The sequence below is a fragment of the Thomasclavelia sp. genome, assembly GCF_047249845.1.
Taxonomy (GTDB): Bacteria; Bacillota_I; Bacilli_A; order Erysipelotrichales; family Coprobacillaceae; genus Thomasclavelia.
The window spans coordinates 1-1,583 of record NZ_JBKTWO010000185.1; the positions used below are offsets into that span (position 1 = coordinate 1).

General features: G+C 28.2%; 2 protein-coding genes. Both read left to right on the top strand.

What is annotated here, in order from left to right; all coding sequences use genetic code 11:
- The first annotated feature begins 151 nt into the window (after window positions 1–151).
- Window positions 152–850, top strand: a complete 699-nt coding sequence (locus ACLR9T_RS14630; protein WP_008787167.1) for an ABC transporter ATP-binding protein — start codon at window positions 152–154, stop codon at window positions 848–850.
- A partial coding sequence (locus ACLR9T_RS14635) for a hypothetical protein (protein ID WP_413110178.1) occupies window positions 844–1,583 on the top strand: 740 nt, incomplete at its 3' end. The genes ACLR9T_RS14630 and ACLR9T_RS14635, both read left to right, overlap by 7 nt.

The following is a 1,583-nucleotide window of genomic DNA, read 5'->3' on the forward strand; positions in this document are numbered from 1 at the left end:
TAGGAAGAGATGTGGCAGATAATCAGAAGTTGATTGATGATTTTAAGAATCAGTTAGTTAAAGAAGATGTTCATCAATTTGTTGAACGTATGAAAATGTTAGGGATTAGTAAAGCAGATATCATAAGATATCTTGATGAGGAGGAATAAGTATGGCAGAATTAATTGAGATTCATAATTTAAGTAAGTCATATGGTAAAAAAGAAGTTTTGAAAAATGTTGATTTAAATTTATCAGGAGGGAAAATCATTGGTTTACTTGGACCAAATGGAAGTGGAAAAACAACATTAATTAAGATTTTAAATGGTTTATTAAAAGATTACACAGGTCATATTACGATTGATGGTCAACCAATTGGAGTTCACTCAAAAGAATTAATTTCTTATTTGCCTGATGAACCATATTTTGAAAATTGGATGACAACAACAGATGCTTTAAATCTTTTTAATGATATGTATAAAGATTTTGATCTTAATAAAGCTCTATCATTAATGGAAAGAATGGATTTAGAAAAAGGTGTTAAAATTAAAGAACTTTCTAAAGGAATGAAAGAAAAGTTTCAATTAACACTTGTGATGTCTCGTAAAGCAAAAATCTATATTTTAGATGAACCAATAGGTGGAGTAGATCCAGCTGCAAGAGATCTGATTTTGGATGTTATTTTAAGCAATTATGCAGAAGATGCAATTGTGTTATTATCAACACATTTAATCTCTGATATTGAAAAGATTTTTGATGAAGTTATCTTTATTAAAAAAGGGTTGGTTGTATTGCATGAAGATAGTGAAAGTTTAAGAGAAAAAAGACAAGCTTCGATTGATGAAATCTTTAGGGAGGAATTTAAATGTTAAAATTAATGAAATATGAATTTATTCATTCAATGCGTACCTTCTTTATTGCTTTTGTTGTATTTTTAGCAGGATGCATTTTATTACCATTTTTTATGGATGGATTTCTCACAAGTCTTCCAATTGTATCAGTTGTCTTTGGGTTAGGGTTCTCGTTTTTAATTATTGGTATTTTGTTTGCACTATTTATTAGTATATTTGTTAATTATGATCGTTCTATGTTTAAAAGACCTGGCTACTTGACATTAACATTGCCTGTATCTACGACAGAACTTATTGTATCTAAAGTGTTAACAACAATGATTTGGCTTATTATTGCAATGTTTGTTATGGTTCTTGGTTTTTCTATGATGGCTGTTGTTGTATCGGTTAGAGAAAATGCATTTAATCTTAGTAGTTTCTTTGAATTCTTTAGAATGTTTTTTGAAAGTTTTGTAGAATATTTAACACATTATCCAATTGAATTCTTAAATAATGTTATTATGGTTTTTGCAGAATTATTAATTCTTGTTGGAGGAATCTTCTTCTCTTTAACAATTGTGCGTACAAAATGGTTTAGAAAACATCAATTGATATTTGGAGTCATTATTTATTTTGCAATTAACTTCTTTATAGGCTGGCTATCAGGAGTGTTATTTGGAGATTCAACTTCAACTTTTATGTCAGCTGGAACAGATATTGTGACATTAATAACTAGTAATTTATATTATATTTTATTTGGGGTTCTCTTTACAAT